At 72.9% G+C, this 17,565-nt stretch carries 14 protein-coding genes and 1 pseudogene; 14 read left to right on the top strand and 1 reads right to left on the bottom strand.

The window, feature by feature from the left end; translation table 11 throughout:
- The first annotated feature begins 263 nt into the window (after window positions 1–263).
- Window positions 264–902, top strand: a complete 639-nt coding sequence (purN, locus tag AF335_RS28695) for a phosphoribosylglycinamide formyltransferase (protein WP_102921344.1) — start codon at window positions 264–266, stop codon at window positions 900–902.
- Window positions 903–943: 41 nt separating this feature from the next.
- On the top strand, window positions 944–2,506 hold the full coding sequence (gene purH / locus AF335_RS28690; protein WP_102921477.1) for a bifunctional phosphoribosylaminoimidazolecarboxamide formyltransferase/IMP cyclohydrolase: 1,563 nt from the start codon (window positions 944–946) through the stop codon (window positions 2,504–2,506).
- Window positions 2,507–2,639: 133 nt separating this feature from the next.
- Here the strand turns inward: purH and AF335_RS28685 are convergent, their stop codons facing one another.
- Window positions 2,640–3,305: an RDD family protein gene (locus AF335_RS28685; RefSeq protein WP_102921343.1), complete on the bottom strand. Its 666-nt coding sequence runs from the start codon at window positions 3,303–3,305 to the stop codon at window positions 2,640–2,642.
- A gap of 205 nt (window positions 3,306–3,510) precedes the next feature.
- Between AF335_RS28685 and AF335_RS28680 the strand changes: the two genes are divergently transcribed.
- From AF335_RS28680 to AF335_RS28630, 12 genes and pseudogenes are all read left to right on the top strand, one after another.
- Window positions 3,511–4,380 (top strand): bifunctional methylenetetrahydrofolate dehydrogenase/methenyltetrahydrofolate cyclohydrolase, encoded by an 870-nt coding sequence (locus AF335_RS28680; RefSeq protein ID WP_102921342.1) that lies wholly within the window; start codon window positions 3,511–3,513, stop codon window positions 4,378–4,380.
- On the top strand, window positions 4,370–4,846 hold the full coding sequence (locus tag AF335_RS28675) for a DUF3017 domain-containing protein (RefSeq protein WP_102921341.1): 477 nt from the start codon (window positions 4,370–4,372) through the stop codon (window positions 4,844–4,846). The genes AF335_RS28680 and AF335_RS28675 overlap by 11 nt, the downstream gene beginning before the upstream one ends.
- A 141-nt stretch (window positions 4,847–4,987) precedes the next feature.
- Window positions 4,988–6,205 (top strand): NADP-dependent isocitrate dehydrogenase, encoded by a 1,218-nt coding sequence (locus AF335_RS28670; protein ID WP_102921340.1) that lies wholly within the window; start codon window positions 4,988–4,990, stop codon window positions 6,203–6,205.
- Window positions 6,206–6,800: 595 nt separating this feature from the next.
- A pseudogene (locus tag AF335_RS36510) lies at window positions 6,801–6,959 on the top strand (helix-turn-helix domain-containing protein); the annotation flags it as partial.
- 368 nt (window positions 6,960–7,327) lie between these two features.
- Complete coding sequence (locus tag AF335_RS36505; RefSeq protein ID WP_342353977.1) at window positions 7,328–7,918, top strand: DUF2690 domain-containing protein; 591 nt, start codon at window positions 7,328–7,330, stop codon at window positions 7,916–7,918.
- Between the two features lie 545 nt (window positions 7,919–8,463).
- Window positions 8,464–9,453 carry a malate dehydrogenase gene (locus AF335_RS28660; protein ID WP_102921339.1) on the top strand — a complete coding sequence of 330 codons (990 nt, stop codon included), beginning with the start codon at window positions 8,464–8,466 and terminating at the stop codon, window positions 9,451–9,453.
- 354 nt (window positions 9,454–9,807) lie between these two features.
- A complete protein-coding gene (locus AF335_RS28655; RefSeq protein ID WP_102921338.1) occupies window positions 9,808–11,394 on the top strand; it encodes a hypothetical protein in 1,587 nt (528 codons plus the stop codon).
- Between the two features lie 217 nt (window positions 11,395–11,611).
- Window positions 11,612–11,935, top strand: coding sequence for a hypothetical protein (locus tag AF335_RS28650; protein WP_102921337.1), 324 nt, complete (start codon window positions 11,612–11,614; stop codon window positions 11,933–11,935).
- A 13-nt stretch (window positions 11,936–11,948) separates the two neighbouring features.
- The gene (locus tag AF335_RS28645) at window positions 11,949–12,956 is read left to right on the top strand and encodes a hypothetical protein (protein WP_102921336.1); all 1,008 of its coding nucleotides are present in this window, start codon (window positions 11,949–11,951) and stop codon (window positions 12,954–12,956) included.
- Between the two features lie 227 nt (window positions 12,957–13,183).
- Window positions 13,184–14,686: an aldehyde dehydrogenase family protein gene (locus AF335_RS28640; protein WP_102921335.1), complete on the top strand. Its 1,503-nt coding sequence runs from the start codon at window positions 13,184–13,186 to the stop codon at window positions 14,684–14,686.
- A 107-nt stretch (window positions 14,687–14,793) separates the two neighbouring features.
- The gene (locus tag AF335_RS28635) at window positions 14,794–16,365 is read left to right on the top strand and encodes a GMC family oxidoreductase (RefSeq protein WP_102921334.1); all 1,572 of its coding nucleotides are present in this window, start codon (window positions 14,794–14,796) and stop codon (window positions 16,363–16,365) included.
- Window positions 16,362–17,432: a quaternary amine ABC transporter ATP-binding protein gene (locus AF335_RS28630; RefSeq protein ID WP_102921333.1), complete on the top strand. Its 1,071-nt coding sequence runs from the start codon at window positions 16,362–16,364 to the stop codon at window positions 17,430–17,432. The genes AF335_RS28635 and AF335_RS28630 overlap by 4 nt, the downstream gene beginning before the upstream one ends.
- The last annotated feature ends 133 nt before the right edge of the window (window positions 17,433–17,565 follow it).

Raw genomic sequence — 17,565 nt, 5'->3', positions numbered from 1 at the left:
GTCCCGTACGCCAGAACGTGACCGCATGACGTACTGCACACCGAACGTACGGCGTCGCGCTCGGATTCCTCGCGCTTTGCCCGCGCTTTCCGTGCGCTGCTTCCAGACGCTACCTTCCGCGGCCGCCCCCGTCCCGTGGGGGCCGTTCCGCGTGCCGGTATCGTTGCTGGCGGTCGGCGGCTTCGTAGAGTCCCCCGTATCAGGCGACCCCTCCGTCTCGTACGACCATACAAACCGCATCACCCGCGAGAAAGGGCCCCGCCGTGGCCTCCGCGCCTCCCGCGCCCCCGTCACCCGCCCGGCTCGTCGTGCTGGTCTCCGGCTCGGGCACCAATCTGCAGGCCCTGCTCGACGCGATCGCCGCCGATCCGGACGGCTTCGGCGCCCGGGTCGTGGCCGTGGGCGCCGACCGGGACGGCATCGCCGGGCTGGAGCGCGCCGAGCGCGCCGGGCTGCCCGTCTTCGTGTGCCGGGTGAAGGACCACGCCGACCGGGACTCCTGGGACCGGGCGCTGACCGAGGCGACCGCCGCGCACGCGCCGGACCTCGTCGTCTCGGCCGGCTTTATGAAGATCCTCGGCAAGGCGTTCCTGGACCGCTTCGGCGGCCGGGTGGTCAACACCCACCCCGCCCTGCTGCCCAGCTTCCCCGGTGCCCACGGCGTGCGCGACGCGCTCGCGTACGGCGCGAAGGTGACCGGCTGCACCGTCCACTTCGTCGACGACGGCGTCGACACCGGCCCGATCATCGCGCAGGGCGTGGTGGAGGTCCGGGACGAGGACGACGAATCCGCGCTGCATGAGCGGATCAAGGAAGTCGAGCGAGCGCTGCTCGTCGATGTCGTGGGGCGTCTGGCCCGCGACGGCTATCGCATAGAGGGACGAAAGGTAAGAATCCCGTGACCGTCGAAGCTACGACCTCCGAAGGCACGACCCCCGAGGGCGTGACCGCTGAAGGTACGAAGCGGCCCATCCGGCGCGCCCTGGTCAGCGTCTACGACAAGACGGGGCTGGCCGAGCTGGCCCGCGGTCTGCACGCGGCCGGTGTCCAGCTCGTCTCCACCGGCTCGACGGCCGGGAAGATCGCGGAGGCCGGGGTCCCGGTCACCAAGGTCGAGGAGCTGACCGGCTTCCCCGAGTGCCTGGACGGCCGGGTGAAGACGCTGCACCCGCGCGTGCACGCCGGCATCCTCGCCGACCGCCGCCTCGCCTCGCACCGCGAGCAGCTCACCGAGCTGGGCGTGGAGCCCTTCGATCTCGTGATCGTCAACCTCTACCCCTTCCGCGAGACCGTCGCCTCGGGCGCCGCGCCCGACGAGTGCGTCGAGCAGATCGACATCGGCGGCCCCTCGATGGTCCGCGCCGCCGCCAAGAACCACCCCTCCGTCGCCGTGGTCGTGAACCCCGGCCACTACGCCGACGTGCTGAAGGCCGCCGCCGACGGGGGCTTCGACCTCGGGCGGCGCAAGCGCCTGGCCGCCGAGGCGTTCCAGCACACGGCCGCCTACGACGTGGCCGTCGCCAACTGGTTCGCCGAGGGCTACGGCGCCGACGAGGGCCCCTGGCCGGACTTCATCGGCGTCTCCTACGCGCGCAAGCAGGTCCTGCGCTACGGCGAGAACCCGCACCAGCCCGCCGCCCTCTACACGGACGGCACGGGCAAGGGCCTCGCCTACGCCGAGCAGCTGCACGGCAAGGAGATGTCCTACAACAACTACGTCGACACCGAGGCGGCCCGCCGGGCGGCGCACGACCACACCGAGCCCTGCGTCGCGATCATCAAGCACGCCAACCCGTGCGGCATCGCGGTCGGTTCGGACGTCGCCGAGGCCCACCGCAAGGCGCACGCCTGCGACCCGCTGTCCGCGTTCGGCGGCGTCATCGCCGTCAACCGCCCGGTGTCGGTCGCCATGGCCGAGCAGGTCGCCGAGATCTTCACCGAGGTCATCGTCGCCCCGGCCTACGAGGACGGCGCCGTCGAGGTGCTGGCCCGCAAGAAGAACATCCGCGTGCTGCGCTGCGCCGACGCCCCCGCGGCGCACGGCGAGTCGCGGCCCGTCGAGGGCGGCGTCCTGGTCCAGGCCAATGACCGGCTCCAGGCCGAGGGCGACGACCCGGCCAACTGGACGCTCGCCACGGGCGAGGCGCTCTCCGCCGACGAGCTGGCCGGGCTGGCCTTCGCCTGGCGCGCCTGCCGCGCCGTGAAGTCCAACGCGATCCTGCTGGCCAAGGACGGCGCGACGGTCGGCGTCGGCATGGGCCAGGTCAACCGCGTCGACTCCGCGAAGCTCGCGGTGCAGCGGGCGGGCGAGGAGCGGGCCGCGGGTTCGTACGCCGCGTCCGACGCCTTCTTCCCCTTCCCGGACGGGCTGGAGGTGCTGACGGCCGCGGGCGTCAAGGCCGTGGTGCAGCCGGGCGGTTCGGTCCGTGACGAGCAGGTCGTGGAGGCCGCGAAGGCGGCGGGCGTGACGATGTACTTCACGGGGACGCGCCACTTCTTCCACTAGGCGCACGGGGCGCGCCGGGCGCCCGTCGTACGTACGCGAAAGCCGCGCCCCGAAAGCTTCGGGGCGCGGCCTCGGCGTGCGCGCGGAACGAGCCGCGGCGGGTGCCCCGGCACACCGGCCGCGGCACGCCGTCTCAGCGCGTGCGGATGACGACCGTGCCGACCATCTTGTCGGCCCAGGTCTGGTTCTTGTCGTCCCACAGCGGCCACAGGTAGCCCAGGTTGAACGGGAGGCCGTCGAGGATGTGCGCGAGGTTGCGGACGAAGGCCATGCCGAAGCCGGTCGGCTGGCCGTCGCGCTCCCGCACCACGGCGATGTTCATCATCTTCTTGCCGACCGTCTGACCGGTCTTGCCCTGGCGGTAGAGCATCCACAGGCCGAGCCCGAAGCCGAGGAGGCCGCCGATGACCATCAGCGCCATGCCCGTGCCGATGGCCCCGGTGGAGGGCTCACAGGTGCTGTCCACGGTGTTGGTGGTGCTGTCCACGCAGTCGGCGTAGGACATCACCACCATGACGATGCCAATGATCATGAAGGCGAACGGGATCAGGCCGAGCAGCAGGCCGTCGATCAGCTGCGCGGCCACCCGGGACCACCAGCCGGCCAGCGGCGGGCGCTGCTGCATGGCGGGCGCGCCCTGGGGATAGCCGCCCTGCGGGTAACCACCCTGGGGGTAACCGCCCTGCGGATAGCCGTAACCGGCGGCCTGCTGCGGGAACGGTGCGTACGGCTGACCGGGCTGCTGGGGCTGCTGCGGGTACTGGGGGTACTGGGAGGGCTGCTGGGGCGGGTAGGTCACCTGGTGATCCTTCGAGCGGTCTCGGGGCGGGGACGAGCCGGACCGTACGAGGGGCAAGGGGACATGCGGGGACAGTGGCCGCCCGGCCCCCGACAGTCGCGGCTACTCCGATCATCGTGACATACGGCACTGACAGCGTCACACGTACATGAGCGGCCGTGACCTGACTGGAATGAGTGCCACCCCATCCGCGAGGATGGGGGGCATGACCGCCCAGATTCTCGATGGCAAGGCCACCGCCGCCGCGATCAAGTCCGAACTCACCACCCGCGTGGAGGCGCTGAAGGCCAAGGGCGTCACGCCCGGCCTGGGCACCCTCCTGGTCGGCGACGACCCCGGCAGCAAGTGGTACGTGGCCGGAAAGCACCGCGACTGCGCCCAGGTCGGCATCGCGTCGATCCAGCGCGAACTTCCCGACACCGCCACGCAGGAGGAGATCGAGGCAGTCGTCCGCGAGCTCAACGACAACCCCGACTGCACCGGATACATCGTCCAACTCCCCCTTCCCAAGGGCATCGACACCAACCGCGTGCTGGAGCTGATGGACCCGGCCAAGGACGCGGACGGCCTCCACCCGACCAACCTCGGCCGCCTCGTCCTCAACGAGACCGGCCCGCTGCCCTGCACCCCGCACGGCATCGTCGAGCTGCTGCGCCGCCACGACGTGGAGATCAACGGCGCGCACGTCGTGGTCGTCGGCCGCGGCATCACCGTCGGCCGCTCGATCGGCCTCCTGCTGACCCGTAAGTCCGAGAACGCCACGGTCACCCTCTGCCACACCGGCACCCGTGACCTCTCCGCGCAGCTGCGCCAGGCGGACGTCATCGTCGCCGCCGCCGGTGTGCCGCACCTGATCAAGCCCGAGGACATCAAGCCGGGCGCGGCCATCCTCGACGTCGGCGTCAGCCGTGACGAGAACGGCAAGATCGTCGGCGATGTCCACCCGGGCGCGGCCGAGGTCGCCGGCTGGGTCGCCCCCAACCCGGGCGGCGTGGGCCCGATGACCCGGGCGCTGCTGCTGGTCAACGTGGTGGAGGCCGCCGAGCGCGCCGCCGGAATCGGCAATGCGGGCTGAGTCCGGGAGGACCGGCGGGAACTCCGGCGGCGAGGCGGGCGGGAAGCCGGCCGGTCCGCCGGAGGAGCCGCGGCGGGCGGCGGCCGCGAAGTCGCGCCGCTTCCAGCTCACGCGCGACACCGCCCGCCCCGAGGGCGGTGGCCGCGCCGCCCCCGGTGACGCCCCGGCCCCGGCCCGGCAGTGGCCGCTGCTGACGGTCCTGGGCGTCACGGGCGTGGGGCTGCTGGTGGTCTCCCTCGACGCGTTCCGGGTGGGGACGCTGCTGATCGGGCTGGCGATGATCGGCGGCGCGGTGCTGCGGTGGGCGCTGCCGTCGGTCGGCATGCTCGCGGTCCGGTCGCGGTTCACGGACATGATCACGTACGGCGGGCTGGGCGTGGCGATCCTGCTGCTCTCGCTGATGGCGCAGCCGCATCCGTGGGTGAAGATCCCGTTCCTGGAGGACGTGCTGCACTTCACGGTGTAGCGGGGGCCGGCGCCCGTCCGGCGCCGGCCCGGGGAGCCGTCCCGGCCGGCGCCGGACGGGCGTCCGCCGGCAGCGTCGGGCGCCACACCGGAGGTGGGTCTTCCGGTTACGGGAGGGGCCGGGGCGGGGAAGGGACCCCCCATGGCCAAGATCAAGGTAGCCGCGCCCGTCGTCGAGCTCGACGGCGACGAGATGGCTCACATCATCTGGTCCTTCATCAAGGACAAGCTGATCCGCCCGTACCTCGACATCGAGCTGAAACGCTTCGACCTGGGCATCGAGCACCGCGACGCCACCAGCGACCAGGTGACCGTCGAGGCCGCCAGGGCCGTCGGGGAGTACGGCGTCGGAGTGAAGTGCGCCACGATCACCCCGGACGAGGCGCGGGTCGAGGAGTTCGGCCTCAAGGCGATGTACCGCTCGCCCAACGGGACCATCCGCAACCTCCTCGGCGGTGTGATCTTCCGCGAGCCGATCATCATCGGGAACGTGCCGCGCCTGGTCCCCGGCTGGACCGAGCCGATCGTCGTCGGCCGCCACGCCTTCGGCGACCAGTACCGGGCCACCGACCTCAAGATCCCCGGCCCGGGCACGCTCACCATGGCCTTCACCCCGAAGGACGGCTCGGAGCCGCTGGAGGTCGAGGTCCACGAGTTCCCGGGGCCCGGCGTCGCCCTGTCGATGTACAACCACGACGCGTCGATCCGCGACTTCGCGAGGGCCTCGTTCCGCTACGGCCTCGCCCGTGGCTACCCGGTCTACCTGTCCACCAAGAACACGATCCTCAAGAAGTACGACGGCCGCTTCAAGGACCTCTTCCAGGAGGTCTTCGACGCCGAGTTCAAGGACGGGTTCGACGAGAAGGGCCTGACCTACGAGCACCGGCTGATCGACGACATGGCCGCCGCGGTGCTGAAGTGGAAGGGCGGCTACGTCTGGGCGTGCAAGAACTACGACGGGGACGTCCAGTCCGACACCGTCGCGCAGGGCTTCGGCTCGCTCGGCCTGATGACCTCCGTGCTGATGTCGCCGGACGGGCGGACCGTCCTGGCCGAGGCCGCGCACGGCACCGTCACCCGCCACTACCGCCGGCACCAGCAGGGCAGGGAGACCTCGACCAATCCGATCGCGTCGGTCTTCGCCTGGACCCGGGGCCTGGCGCACCGGGGGAAGCTCGACGGCACCCCCGAGGTCACCCGGTTCGCGGAGACGCTGGAGAGGGTCTGCGTCGAGACGGTCGAGAGCGGCCGGATGACCAAGGACCTGGCGCTGCTGATCTCCGAGGACGCGCCGTGGCTGACCACGGAGCAGTTCCTGGACGCGCTGGACGAGAACCTGAGGAGGGCGACGGGGGTCTGAGCCCCCGGGCCGGGAGCCGAAGCCCTGGACCGGGCTCCGGGACCCTGGGCCGGTTCCGAGCCCCCGGGCCGGGCTCCGAAACCCGTGGGAGGGCGGAGAAGCGGAGGACCGTCTGTTTCAGGCCGGTTCCGGGGCCGGCCGCTCCCCGCGCCCGCCCGCGGTCGGCACGGCGGCCCGTACCGCCGCGCGTGCGGTGCGGACCGCCGCGCCCGTGGGTGAGCGGCCGCGGTGGCCCGTCCTCCACCCCCGTGGGGGGACGGGCCACCGCCCACTCCAGAGGATCTTGACCCCGGCGGGCCGTTTCAAGATCTCCGGGTGCCCTGTAGCCCGGAGGTAGCTGTTCCGGTACGAGGTCCCTGTCGTGTACCAGTTGTGCGGCGGATGTGACAAGGGCGCATACCGGGAGGGGCGTTCGCCCCGAATACCCCTGTGCGCCCCCCGCTGGGGAACTGCCGCGCCGAGTTGCGGCATCCCCCTGGGTAGCCAGCACCGAAGACTGTGGACGGGCGCCGCGGCGACGGGCCGCGCCGCGACACACGGCCGGACGCGGGCGCGGCGCGCGTCGGCGTACGCATCGGGGGAGCAGGGGAGGGCAATGCCTCGCTGGAGGGCGATACCGGAGGAACTTGATCCGCAGGTACGGGAGTTCACCGAACAGCTGCGCAGACTCGTCGAGCGCAGCGGGCTGAGCATCAGCGCCGTCGCGGACCGCACGGGGTACAGCAAGACGTCGTGGGAGCGCTATCTGAACGGCCGGCTGCTCCCGCCGCGCGGGGCCGCGGAGGCCCTGGCCGAGGTGACCGGCACGGACGTCGGCCATCTGAGCACCATGTGGGAGCTGGCCGAGCGGTCCTGGAGCCGCTCCGAGCTCCGGCACGACGTGACGGTGGAGGCGATGCGGGTCGCCCGGGCGCGGGCCGCGCTGGGCGAGTTCGGGCCGCCCCGGCGGCGCGGGCGGGCGCGGGCGCCCGGGAGCAGGGCGCGCTGCGTTCGGAGCCGCTGTGCCGGGAACCGCGGCCGCCGGACCGCCCGGAAGGGGCGTCGGGAGGCGGGCCGGCGGCGGGCGCGGAGGGCGTACGGGCCACGCCCGCGGCCGCCCCGGGCCCGGGGTCCCGGCCGTCCGTGCCCCGTACGCCCGTACCGCCGGACTACCGGGCGAGCGCCATCCCCGCCCCGGGCCCGCCGCGCCGCCGGATCGCTCTGTTCGTCACCGGCGTCGTCGGCGCGCTGCTGGTCGTCGCGGCGGCCGTCCTGCTGCTGGGCACGGGCGGCCACGGGCCGGACGGGGGCACGGCGGCGGCCGCGCCGAGCGCGAGCGCCGTGGCGGACCTGCCGGCCGGGGTGAAGTGCGTGGGCGCCGACTGCGCGGGCAAGGACCCGGAGGCCATGGGCTGCGGGGGCGCCCGCGCCACGACGGCCGGCTCCGCGACGGTCGGCTCGTCCTACGTCGAGGTGCGCTACAGCGCGGTCTGCGGCGCGGCGTGGGGGCGCATAACCCGGGCGGCCGTCGGTGACGCCGTGCGGATAAGCGCCCGCGCCCAGGGCTCGGTCCCGGCCCGTACGGAGTCGGGGCGCGTGGCCCGCGCCGCCGACGGCTACACCCCCATGGTCGCGGTCTCCGCCCCGGGCCAGGCGACGGCCTGCGCCACGCTGGCGGCGGGCGCCCAGGGCTGCACGGTCCCGCGCGCGGCGTCGCCGGGCGCGACGGGCTGAACCTGGCCGAAAGCTTTCCGTGCGTCCTCAAAGGGTGCCCGTACGCGGCCGCCCGGCGGTGGGGCCCGGACCATGGCCGGTACGCCCCTCGCAGCCGCAGCCGCAGCCGCAGCCGCAGCCGGACCGTCCGCCGGAGACCGGCCCCGCGCCCCGCGCCCCGGGCCCGTACGAGCCCGCGCGGCCGTGGGGCCGGAGCCACGGCCGGGATACGCGTCGGACATCGCCCCCGGGCCCCGGCCCGTACGAGCCCGGCCGCCCGCCCCGGGCCCGCGGGCCGTGCGGGCCGGAGCCCGGCCCGCAGACCCCGCCCCACGCCCCCGCGCACCCCCGCCGACGCGTCCCGGCGCGCCCTGGCGCGTCGGCGGGCGGTCCCGCGTGGTCCCCCTCGTCGCCGGGCCGGCGGCGCCACGGTGAGGCGTCCCACACGGGGTCGGCGGTTCAGGGGGTGCGCGGTCGGATAGCCTGACGCCGGATCTCTTGACACCGAGAGAGATCCTCACAAATGGGCAGGGACACCCAACCCCAGTTCGCAGCAGGAGATCGCCATGACCCGCACTCCCGTCAATGTCACCGTTACCGGCGCGGCCGGTCAGATCGGCTACGCGCTGCTCTTCCGCATCGCCTCCGGTCACCTCCTCGGCGCGGACGTGCCGGTCAAGCTGCGGCTGCTGGAGATCCCGCAGGGCCTGAAGGCCGCCGAGGGCACCGCCATGGAGCTCGACGACTGCGCCTTCCCGCTGCTCCGCGGCATCGAGATCACCGACGACCCGAACGTCGCGTTCGACGGTGCGAACGTGGCCCTCCTCGTCGGCGCCCGCCCCCGCACCAAGGGCATGGAGCGCGGTGACCTCCTGGAGGCCAACGGCGGCATCTTCAAGCCCCAGGGCAAGGCCATCAACGACCACGCCGCGGACGACATCAAGGTCCTCGTCGTCGGCAACCCGGCCAACACCAACGCGCTCATCGCGCAGGCCGCCGCCCCGGACGTGCCGGCCGAGCGCTTCACCGCGATGACCCGTCTGGACCACAACCGGGCGATCTCGCAGCTGGCGCGGAAGACGGGCGTGTCGGTCTCCGACATCAAGCGTCTGACGATCTGGGGCAACCACTCCGCCACCCAGTACCCGGACATCTTCCACGCCGAGGTCGCGGGCAAGAACGCCGCCGCGGTCGTGAACGACGAGCAGTGGCTCGCCGACACCTTCATCCCGACCGTCGCCAAGCGCGGCGCCGCGATCATCGAGGCCCGTGGCGCCTCCTCGGCCGCCTCCGCCGCCAACGCCGCGATCGACCACGTCCACACCTGGGTCAACGGCACCGCCGTCGGCGACTGGACCTCCATGGGCATCCCGTCGGACGGCTCCTACGGCGTCCCCGAGGGCATCATCTCGTCCTTCCCCGTCACCACGAAGGACGGCAAGTACGAGATCGTCCAGGGCCTGGAGATCAACGAGTTCTCCCGCGCCCGCATCGACGCCTCCGTCCAGGAGCTCGTCGAGGAGCGCGACGCGGTCCGCGGCCTGGGCCTCATCTGATCCACGGATCGTTCCACGGGCGTGCCCCCGACAGCTTCGGCTGCCGGGGGCACGCCCCTTTTCACGGGGCGGTGCCGGATTTGCTGTCGCGCACGGATCATCGGCGTCCACTCCTCGCCGCCGGCCCTGTCGCCCGGGCCGTGCGGCACCTGTGGTGGTGTGACCGTGTTTTGACGGTGATGACCTTGGCAACATTCGGACGCCCGTTCGTGAAGGCATCCGTACGCGGCGGGATCCGGCCCTTCAATTGCGCCCCGACAGGGGTTGCGCCCGGGACTTCTGGCCTATTCTGAGTTCTCCGAAAATCCGTCAACTCATGTGTTACCGCAGATGAGTTCGACGATCGGGGGATGTATGACAGCAACCACCCCACAGGACTCCCGCACCGAGGCCACCAGGCTGCTGTGTGCCGGGACGTACCTGGACATCGAGTTCCGCCGCCGGGTCATCGAAGAGCTGGTGGAGCACGAGGAGCGGCCCATCGCGCCGTCGCTCGGGGTCGACGTCGTGCCGGTGCTCGCGCACGCGCTGCGCGCCCGCGCGCAGGACGCGTTGACGGCGCTGATGCTCCTGGTGATCTGGGGCGCCTTCATCGGCATCGAAGTGGGTACGGTCGGGCCGCCGATCTGGTCGGGGATCTACGCGCTGGTGAGCTTCTTCCAGTGGTCCGCCGCCGCCTCCGCCGGGCGCGGTTCGTCCGTGTACGTGGTCGACAAGCGCACCCTGCGCGAGGCGATGAAGGGGAACGTGCGCAAGCTCATCCCCGTCGTCCCCGCGGTGCTCACGGTCGCCTACTGGGCGTACGCGCTCTACCAGCTGGCCACCGGCGCGGACAACTGGCTCGGCATCATCTTCCCGCTGCTGCTGGTCCTCCCCGTGTGGGCGCACCGCAGGCGCGTCACGGACGTGATGTGCAACGAGCTCAGCCGCCAGGCGTTCGCGCTGGCGCCCCGGGCCGAGCCCACCACCCCGTACCACCAGCGGATCGTGCGGGCCATCGACCGCGAGCAGTACGCGGGGATGGCCATCTACGACGCGGGCCGTCCCTTCATCGGGATGGGGAAGCCCTACGAGCCCTGGTCGTTCGCCCTGGAGCTCAGACGGCGCGGGGGCGCCGGCGCGCCGGACGCCGGTCAGGCGCCCTTCACCGGCCGGACGGTCGTGGACCTGGTCCGGCCCCGGCTGGAGGCGCTGCGGAAGGGCGCCGCCGAGACCAGCCGGGACCGGCTGAAGGACCTGGAGATCGAGGAGTTCGTCTATCTCCCGGTCGGCCCGCCCCGCCCCCGGCTCGACTACGCGGCCGCCGCCGTGTCGCAGCACGTGGCCGAGGCGGTCGACGAGGGCGGCGAGGCCCGCCGGTACTTCCTGCGGGTGCGCGTCGGCGCCTGGGACGAGCAGGTCGTGGTGTCCGTCCTGGTCAGGGTGCACACCCAGGGCGGCATGCTGGTGCTGGAGGTCGTGCCGCACATCCTGACGCCGATCAGGACGGAGTTCCGGTCCGTCGACGTCATCGCGGCGCGCGGCCAGAGCGACCCGCTGCGCGACGGCCTGCGGGCGCTGCTGAGCGGCCCCGCCGCCGGCTTCGCGTCCGCCGTCTCCACCGTCCGCGCCGGCGCCTCCGGCTTCCGCACCTGGCTGGCCGAGCCGCAGCGCGCGCTGCCGGACGGCCCGGAGCGGTCCGTGCGGGAGCTGGGCGGCGCGGAGACGGTCTCGCTGTTCCAGGAGATGGACATCAGCCGCTATGTGAAGACGGTCCAGGACCGGATCGCCAGCGGCGTGCGGGACGCCCTGCGCTCGCAGGGTTACGAGACCGACCAGTTCGAGCAGCAGATCGTGCAGATCAGCGAAGGCGGCGTCTTCATCGGCTCGATGAGCGGCGGCGCGGTCGCCGCGGGCACCGGCGCCAAGGCGAAGAACATGACGAAGGACGGGGGATCGTGATGGGTGACGACACCGAGGGAACACGGAACGACGGGAACGGCAAGGGCGGTGGCATCGTCATCGGCCGCATCAGCGGCGGCGCCGTCGCCAGCGGTGAGAAGGCCCGGGCCGAGGACCGCTCGGAGCGCGTGGGCGCGCCCGCCGCGCCGGACGCGGGCGCGGGCCCCGTGCCCGTGCCGTCGGGGCGCCCGGGGCCGGCGGCATCGCCGTCGGCGAGATGCTCGGTGGCGCGCTGGCCGCGGGCCCGGAGGCCGAGGCGGTCGACTCCTCCCGGGAGTTGCTGGCCCTGCCGCCCGAGCTGCTGACGGCCGTGCGCGAACTGCGCGGGCAACTCCCGCTGCTGGCACGGTCCGAGGACGACGGCCTCGACGACGTCGACGGCGAGCTGGCCGGACTGGAGGCGACGGCCGTCCGGGACGGCCGCGCCGAGCGCGGCCGGCTGGTGCGGCTCCGGGCCCTGCTGACCGGCGGGGCGACGGCGGCCGGCGGGCTGGCGTCGGCGCTCTCCGTCGTGCAGGCGATCACCCAGCTCCTGGCGTGAAGGGGTGGGACAGATGAGCCGCTGGGACGCCGATCTCCAGCAGTGGGTGGACGACGACCCGTCCCCGAACAACCCCTACGACCCGGACGAACCGGAGATCCTGCTCGGCGCGGGCGGGCCGGACGACCCGCAGACCGGGCCCATGCGCGCGACGATCCTGGCCGGTGTGCTGGTCGGGGTGGTGTTCGCGGGCGGCATCGGCATCGGGGCCTGGGCGCTGTTCCGGGACGACGAGGAGAGCGGCCCGCCCGGCGGCAGCGTGCGGCCCGGCTACACCGCGCCGCCGACGCCCGGTTCGTCGTACGGCGACTCCACATACGGGGGTACCACGTACGGTTCCACGTCCGGGGGTTCCACCTACGGGAGTTCCACCACCGGTTCCACGTACGGGTCGACGACCGGGTCCACGTACGGAAGCTCCACGACCGGTTCCACCTACGGTTCCACGTACGGCTCGACCTATGGCTCGACCTACGGTTCCACGTACGGGTCCACCTACGGCTCCACGACCTCGGGCACCACCTCCGGCGGGTCGACGTACACCCCGTCGGCCGCGTCCAGTGACGTCTCCGGCGTGCCCTCGGGCTACACCCGGGTGCAGGACTCGGCCGGCTTCACGCTGGCCGTGCCGCGCGGCTGGACCCGCAGCACCCAGGGGGTCAGCGTCTTCTACAAGAACGCGGACGGCAGCAGCCTGATCCAGGTCTTCGCCCTGAACGGCCCGGAGAAGACGCCTTACGAGGCGGTCGTCGCGACCGACAAGGCCGTCTCCGGCAACAAGGGCTACCGCAAGCTCGGCCTGTGGAAGCTCAGCGACGGCGCGGCCGAGCTGGAGTACACGTACAGCCCCGACTCGGGCCCCGCCCGGCACGTGGCCCTGCACGCCATGACCGCCGGCGACGGCAAGCAGTACGCCCTGCTGGTCGCCGGGCCGTCGGAGGCGTGGACGGCGCATGTGCAGATCTTCCGGGCGGTGCTCGGCTCGTTCTGCCCCACCGGATACTGCTCCACCGGGAGGTGACCGGAGGGCCCCGCACCCCAGGAGGGCCTCATGGGCGCCTACCGGCATCGCCGACTCCCATAGGCGCCCATATCCATCCAAATTCACTGACTCTGAGTGACTCGGGTCACTCTTTGTGAAAACCGAGGCATATGTTTCCGCCTTCTGGTTAGGCGCGTCCCGTTGCCGGCCCGAGCGCTGCTCGATCCGGTAACGGGACGTTTCGGATATCGGAAGGCAGAAGAGACATGTCGTCAGTCGAGACCATCCATGTGGACGGGGAGTGGCGCGCCGCCGCGTCCGGCGCGCAGCGCGAGGTCCTCGACCCCGCGGACGCCAAGACCCTCGCGGTGGTGTCCGAGGGCGGTGCCGACGACACGGACGCCGCCGTGGCCGCCGCCCGTCGCGCCTTCGACACCGGCACCTGGCCGCACACCCCGGTCGCCGAGCGCGCCGCGCTGCTGCGCCGGGTCGCCGAACTGCTCGTACGCGATCGCGAGGAGATCGCGCTGACCGAGAGCCGGGACACCGGCAAGACGCTCGCCGAGGGCCGCATCGACGTCGACTGCGTCGCCGACGCCTTCCGCTACTTCGCCGACCTGGTCGTCGCCGAGGGCGCCGGCCGGGTCGTCGACGCCGGATCGGCCACCGTGCACAGCGTCGTCGTCCACGAGCCGGTCGGCGTCTGCGCGCTGATCACCCCCTGGAACTACCCGCTGCTCCAGGCCAGCTGGAAGATCGCCCCGGCCCTCGCCGCGGGCAACACCTTCGTGATCAAGCCCAGCGAGGTCACCCCGCTGTCCACCGTGCTGCTGGTGCGGCTGCTGGCCGAGGCCGGTCTGCCGGCCGGTGCCGCCAATCTCGTCACCGGCGCCGGCGACCCCGTCGGCGCCCGGCTCTCCGAGCACCCCGACGTGGACCTCGTCTCCTTCACCGGCGGCCTCACCTCGGGCGTCAAGGTCGCGCAGGCCGCCGCGCCCAGCGTGAAGAAAGTCGCCCTCGAACTCGGCGGCAAGAACCCCAACGTGGTCTTCGCCGACGCCTGCGCCACCGACGAGGACTTCGACACCGCCGTCGACCAGGCACTCAACGCCGCGTTCATCCACAGCGGCCAGGTCTGCTCGGCCGGCTCCCGGCTCATCGTCGAGGAGTCCGTCCGCGAGCGCTTCGTCACCGAACTCGCCCGCCGCGCCCAGCGGATCAGGCTCGGCCGGGGCACCGAGGAAGGCGTCGAGTGCGGCCCGCTGGTCTCCGCCCAGCAGCTCGACAAGACCGAGGCGTACGTCGCCTCCGCGCTCGCCGAGGGCGCCGTGCTGCGCTGCGGCGGATCCCAGCCCGAGCCGAGCGAGGCCCGCCCGGCGGCCGGCTACTTCTACTCGCCGACCGTCCTCGACGGCTGCCACCGCACCATGAAGGTCGTCCGCGAGGAGACCTTCGGGCCGATCCTCACCGTCGAGACCTTCCGCACCGAGGACGAGGCCGTGGCCCTCGCCAACGACACCGAGTACGGGCTCGCCGGCGCCGTCTGGACCAAGGACGCGGGCCGCGCCCGCCGGGTCGCCGGGCGGCTGCGCCACGGCACCGTCTGGATCAACGACTTCCACCCCTACCTGCCGCAGGCGGAGTGGGGCGGCTTCGGCAAGTCCGGCACCGGCCGCGAGCTCGGCCCGGCCGGCCTGGCCGAATACCGCGAGGCCAAGCACGTCTACCAGAACCTCGCCCCCGAGCCGGTGCGCTGGTTCGCCGGCTGAGCCGCGCCCTCCCGCGAGCGGGCGCGTGCCCACCGAAGCCGGTGAGCGCGCCCCCGCCCGCCCGTCCCGTACGCGAAGAACCTTCCTGCCCTCCGAGGAGTACCCCCATGCCCCCCGTCGAAGAGACCCGCGCCAGGATCACCGCTGACTACGTCGTCGTCGGCGGCGGCACCGCAGGTTCGGTGATCGCCTCCCGGCTCGCCGAGGACCCCGGCACCAGTGTCGTCGTCATCGAAGGCGGCCCGTCCGACATCGACCGCCCCGACGTGCTCACCCTGCGCCGCTGGCTGGGGCTGCTCGGCGGCGACCTCGACTACGACTACCCGACGACGGAGCAGCCGCGCGGCAACTCCCACATCCGGCACAGCCGGGCGCGCGTGCTCGGCGGCTGCTCCTCGCACAACACCCTGATCTCCTTCAAGCCGCTGCCCGGCGACTGGGACGAGTGGGCGACGGCCGGGGCCGAGGGCTGGGACGCGGAGTCGATGGACCCGTACTTCGCCCGGCTGCGCAACAACATCGTCGCCGTCGACGAGAAGGACCGGAACGCCATCGCCCGCGACTTCGTCGAGGCCGCTCAGGCCGCGATCGACGTCCCGCGCGTGGAGGGCTTCAACAAGCGGCCGTTCCACGAGGGCGTGGGCTTCTTCGACCTCGCCTACCACCCGGAGGACAACAAGCGCTCCTCCGCCTCCGTCGCCTACCTCCACCCCCACATCGAGGCCGGCGACCGCCCCAACCTCCGCATCCTGCTGGAGACCTGGGCGTACAAGCTGGAGCTGGACGGCACCCGGGCCACGGGGGTGCGGGTCCGCACCAAGGACGGCGAGGAGCTGCTCGTCGAGGCGGGCCGCGAGGTCCTGCTGTGCGCCGGCGCCGTCGACACGCCCCGGCTGCTGCTGCACTCCGGCATCGGCCCCAAGGCCGACCTGGACGCCCTCGGCATCCCGGCCGTCCACGACCTGCCGGGCGTCGGCGAGAACCTCCTGGACCACCCCGAGTCGGTCATCGTCTGGGAGACCCACGGGCCGATCCCCGAGAACTCCGCGATGGACTCCGACGCGGGCCTGTTCGTCCGGCGCGACCCGGCGGCCAACGGCCCCGACCTGATGTTCCACTTCTACCAGATCCCGTTCACCGACAACCCCGAGCGCATCGGCTACGAGAAGCCCCCGCACGGCGTGTCGATGACCCCCAACATCCCCAAGCCGCACAGCCGCGGCCGGCTCTACCTCACCAGCGCCGACCCGGCCGTGAAGCCCGCCCTCGACTTCCGGTACTTCACCGACGAGGACGACTACGACGGCCGCACGCTCGTCGACGGCATCAAGATCGCCCGCGAGATAGCCAAGACGGAGCCGCTGGCCGGCTGGCTCAAGCGCGAGGTCTGCCCGGGCCCGGAGATCACCTCCGACGAGGAGCTCAGCGCCTACGCCCGGCAGGTCGCGCACACCGTCTACCACCCCGCCGGCACCTGCCGGATGGGCGCCGCCGACGACGAACAGGCCGTCGTCGACCCGCAGCTGCGCATCCGCGGCCTCGACGGCGTACGCATCGCCGACGCATCCGTCTTCCCGACGATGCCCGCGGTCAACCCGATGATCGGAGTGCTGATGGTGGGGGAGAAGTGCGCCGAAATGCTTGCCTCGGCCCCGGCCACGGGCGGTGATACCAAGTGAGCGCGGCCGCGGCCGGCGCCGCCACCGACGCCCCGGTCTTCTCCGTCCGCAACCTGTGGAAGGTCTTCGGCCCGCACGCCGAGCGGGTGCCCGGCGGCGAGCTCGCCGAGCTCGGCCCCGAGGCCCTGCGCGAGGAGGCCGGCTGCACGGTCGCCGTGCGCGACGTGTCCTTCGACGTCCGGCAGGGCGAGGTCTTCGTCGTCATGGGCCTGTCCGGCTCCGGCAAGTCCACCCTCGTCCGCTGTCTGACCCGGCTCATCGAGCCGACCTCCGGCACCATCGCCATCGACGGCGAGGACGTCTGCGGCATGGACAAGGGTGCCCTGCGCGAACTGCGCAGACACCGCGCCGCCATGGTCTTCCAGCACTTCGGCCTGCTCCCGCACCGCACCGTCCTCGACAACGTCGCGTACGGCCTGGAGATCCAGGGCGTCGGCAAGGCCGAACGCCGCGAGAAGGCCCGCGAGATGGTGGCGAAGGTCGGCCTCGCCGGCCTGGAGGACCGCCGCCCCGGCCAGCTCTCGGGCGGCCAGCAGCAGCGCGTCGGCCTCGCCCGCGCCCTCGCCGCCGACCCCGAAGTCCTGCTGTTCGACGAGCCGTTCAGCGCGCTCGACCCGCTGATCCGCCGCGATATGCAGGAGGAGGTCGACCGCCTGCACCGCGAGGAGGGCCGCACCATGGTCTTCATCACCCACGACCTGGCCGAGGCGCTGCGCATCGGCGACCGGATCGCCCTGATGCGCGACGGCCGTGTCGTGCAGTGCGGCACCCCGGAGGAGATCGTGGGCTCCCCGGCCGACGACTACGTCCGTGACTTCGTCCGGGACGTCCCCCGCGAGCAGGTCCTCACCGTCCGCCGCGCGATGCGGCCCGCGGCCGCGGGCGAGGCGGACACGGGCGAGGCCCTGTCCCCGACCACGACGGTCGCCGACGCGATCGGCACCGTGGCCCGCACGGGCACGGCCGCCCGCGTCGTGGACGGCGGCCGCTGCATCGGCGTCGTCGACCACCGCGGCCTGCTGGGCGTGGTGGCGGGACTGGACGGCGACGGGAAGGCGGCGGCGTGAACACAGGACCCCATAAACAGAAGGTGCCGGAGTGCACGGAGACGCCGCGGGACCCCCGCTCCGCAGCGGCCCGGAGCCGCACGGCACCGCATCCGGCGCCCGGCGCCCGCCGGGCCGTACGGGGAACGAGGTG

Origin of the sequence: Streptomyces eurocidicus (genome assembly GCF_002891295.1) — a bacterium.
GTDB classification, from domain to species: Bacteria; Actinomycetota; Actinomycetes; order Streptomycetales; family Streptomycetaceae; genus Streptomyces; species Streptomyces eurocidicus.
Note: the sequence above shows the minus strand (reverse complement) of the source record. Positions and strands in the feature narration are given on the sequence as shown.

Excerpts from the sequence above, each read along its gene's own strand:
- AF335_RS28675 (WP_102921341.1), top strand. The coding sequence starts at position 4,370 with ATGCGGGCTGAGTCCGGGAGGACCGGCGGGAACTCCGGCGGCGAGGCG.
- AF335_RS28635 (WP_102921334.1), top strand. The coding sequence starts at position 14,794 with ATGCCCCCCGTCGAAGAGACCCGCGCCAGGATCACCGCTGACTACGTC.
- AF335_RS28670 (WP_102921340.1), top strand. The coding sequence starts at position 4,988 with ATGGCCAAGATCAAGGTAGCCGCGCCCGTCGTCGAGCTCGACGGCGAC.
- AF335_RS28645 (WP_102921336.1), top strand. The coding sequence starts at position 11,949 with ATGAGCCGCTGGGACGCCGATCTCCAGCAGTGGGTGGACGACGACCCG.
- AF335_RS28660 (WP_102921339.1), top strand. The coding sequence starts at position 8,464 with ATGACCCGCACTCCCGTCAATGTCACCGTTACCGGCGCGGCCGGTCAG.
- AF335_RS28640 (WP_102921335.1), top strand. The coding sequence starts at position 13,184 with ATGTCGTCAGTCGAGACCATCCATGTGGACGGGGAGTGGCGCGCCGCC.
- AF335_RS28680 (WP_102921342.1), top strand. The coding sequence starts at position 3,511 with ATGACCGCCCAGATTCTCGATGGCAAGGCCACCGCCGCCGCGATCAAG.
- AF335_RS28650 (WP_102921337.1), top strand. The coding sequence starts at position 11,612 with ATGCTCGGTGGCGCGCTGGCCGCGGGCCCGGAGGCCGAGGCGGTCGAC.
- AF335_RS28655 (WP_102921338.1), top strand. The coding sequence starts at position 9,808 with ATGACAGCAACCACCCCACAGGACTCCCGCACCGAGGCCACCAGGCTG.